This is a genomic window from Streptomyces capoamus (assembly GCF_014654935.1).
In the GTDB taxonomy this organism is placed as follows: Bacteria; Actinomycetota; Actinomycetes; order Streptomycetales; family Streptomycetaceae; genus Streptomyces; species Streptomyces capoamus.
This window is the reverse complement of record NZ_BNBF01000052.1, coordinates 1-2,437: the sequence shown is the minus strand read 5'-3', so window position 1 is coordinate 2,437 and position 2,437 is coordinate 1. Positions and strand designations below refer to the sequence as shown.

The following is a 2,437-nucleotide window of genomic DNA, read 5'->3' as shown; positions in this document are numbered from 1 at the left end:
CGACGTCCTCGGGCGTGCCGGCGATCAGCGACCTCGCGTGCTGGGCGGCCCGCTCGGACTCCGCCCCGGTCCACCGGTGCCGTCGTACGGTCCGGACCGACGGAAGGGGACCGTCCTCCCCCAGGTCCTTCCGCGCCCGCCACAGCAGCATGGCCTGCGCCAGCTCGTCGGCCCGTGCCGGGGTGTCCGCCACGACGGCGCGTACGGCGAGCAGGCCCCCGTGGCCCTCCCCGCCCGTCGCGGCCAGGTGGGCCTCCCGGTACGCCTGCAGCGCGCGCACGCTCGGACCGGGCACCAGGAAGTGCGCGAAGGCGAAGCCCACGCCCAGCCGGCCGGCGGCCGCGGCCGACCCCGCGCCGGCGCCCAGCAGCCACAGCTCCGGCGGCACCGGAGGCACCGCCGTCAGGGCCTCCGGATACACGTCCGCGCTGCCCGGCAGCCGCAGCAGCGAGCTCAGTTCCCGCAGCCGGTCGGGGAAGTCGGCCGCGGGGCCGCCGGCCCGGCCGATGCCCATGTCGACCCGGCCCGGGTGCAGCGCGGCCAGCACGCCGAACACCTCGGCGACCTTCAGCGCCGGGTAGCGCGGCAGCAGCACCCCTCCGGTGCCGACCCGGATCCGGTCCGTCGCGGACAGGACGGCGCCGGCCAGCATCTCCGGGGCGCTGCCGGCGAAGCCCGGCGAGGCGTGGTGCTCAGCCAGCCAGTACCGGTCGAAACCCCACCGGTCCGCGTGGCGGGCGAGTTCGAGGGAGGCCCGCAGGGCGTCGGCGCCGGTGTGTCCCTCCCCGACGGGGGACTGGTCCAGAACGGAGACGCGCATCGCGCTCACTCCCCCTTCCGGCCGGCGACGACCGACGGCACGATGCGGAAGTCCCGCTGGAACACCAGGTTGTGCAGGTCCGCCGAGGCGATCGCCCGCAGCGTGGGCACCTCGGCGGCCGCCTGCTCCCGGGTGAAGACGTTCAGGGGCCACTCGGCCACCGTGGCGCCGCGCAGATGCGGATGGTGGAAGCCCCGCCCGTAGTGCGCCATCAGCGTGATGGGCTGGATCCCCGCGTCCCTCTGTTCGGGCCAGGACAGCGTCCACAGCGCCGCCAGTCCCCCGTCCGGTGTGCGCCCGACCCCGGTGGCCTCCAGGGTGCCGGTGCCGTGCAGCATCTCGCGGTCGAACTCGCGCAGCACCTCACGGGCGTACGGGTCCAGCAGCGCCACCGCGTCGTGGAACAGCCGCTCCTTGCCCTGGCGCGACACGGCGTCCCCGTGGGTCCCGTCGCGCAGGTCCCCGAAGTGGCGCCCCAGCGCGTCCAGGTGCGCGGTGCTCTCCACGGCCTCCGGTGAGGCGTTCTCCGTCGTCACATCTCCTCCTGGTGCGGGTTGTCGGTGGTCACTGTGCTGAAGCGGGCCGCGACCATCCGGCCCAGCCACTGGCGCATCGGGTGCGCCCGTTCCGTGCTCCACTGCCGGGGCGGCATGACCAGGGCCGCGTGCGGGGTGTCGTGGAAGAGCCGCAGGGACGTCGGGACACCGGCCCGCCGCAGCGTGTCGGCGTAGGCGCGGACGTCGTCCACCACGGGGTCCTGGTCGCCCACGGCCAGCACGGCCGGGGCCACCCCGCCGACGTCCCGTGCCTCCAGCGGAGTGGAGTACAGGACGTCGGAACGCGGGTGCACCGGCGCGCTTCCCCGGTACCGCTGCCACGCCGCGCGCAGCTGGTCGGCGGAGGGGTACGCCTCCGCGTCGGCCCGGTAGGACGGGGCCCGGCACGCGGGGTCGAACGGCGGATAGGCGAGGAACTGGCCGGCCAGCGGTTCGCCGCTGTCCCGCAGGACCAGGGCCGCCGAGGCCGCCAGCGTTCCGCCGGAGCTGTCGCCCCCGACGGCCACCAACGGCGCGCCGGTCTCCCGGACCGCCTCGCGGCGCGCCCAGCGCAGCGCGGTCAGCACGTCCAGCAGGGCGGCCGGATACCGGTGCGCGGGTGCCAGCCGGTAGTCGACACTGACCACGCCGCAGCCCGAGAAACGGGCGAGATCGGCGGTGACCTCGTGCCACTGGGCCGCCGAGCCGTACTGCCAGCTGCCACCGTGCGCCCAGACCAGCCAGCCGCCGGGCCGCGTGCCGGGCCGGTACACCCGCACCGGCACCTGGTGGCCGGGGGACGGCAGCAGCGCCTCCTCCCACCGGACGGGTCCCTGCACGGGGTCGGGCCGGCCGGCCGTACCTGGTTTCACGACTTTCTCCTTTCCTGTGCGGCCTGCCGGGCCGGGGGCCGGTGGCGGGCCGCTCTCCGGCACTGTGTCGGCCTCCGCGGCCCGCGCCAACCGACAGATGGCTAGGTCGCCGCGCACTGTGGGCCGGTCACCTGGTGGTGGGGGTGCGGAGGAAGAGGGCGCTGGTGAGGGCGGTGAGGAGGACGAGGGCGGTGTTGACGGCGACGGCG

At 76.0% G+C, this 2,437-nt stretch carries 3 protein-coding genes; all 3 read right to left on the bottom strand.

The features are described 5' to 3' along the window. The coding region (locus tag IE312_RS37460; RefSeq protein WP_229900922.1) for an MsnO8 family LLM class oxidoreductase at nt 1-820 on the bottom strand (820 nt) is incomplete at its 3' end. A gap of 5 nt (nt 821-825) precedes the next feature. Continuing rightward, nucleotides 826-1,356, bottom strand: a complete 531-nt coding sequence (locus IE312_RS37455) for a hypothetical protein (RefSeq protein WP_229900921.1) — start codon at nt 1,354-1,356, stop codon at nt 826-828. Then, nucleotides 1,353-2,228, bottom strand: a complete 876-nt coding sequence (locus IE312_RS37450) for an alpha/beta hydrolase (RefSeq protein ID WP_229900920.1) — start codon at nt 2,226-2,228, stop codon at nt 1,353-1,355. The genes IE312_RS37455 and IE312_RS37450 overlap by 4 nt, the downstream gene beginning before the upstream one ends. Nucleotides 2,229-2,437 lie beyond the last annotated feature (209 nt).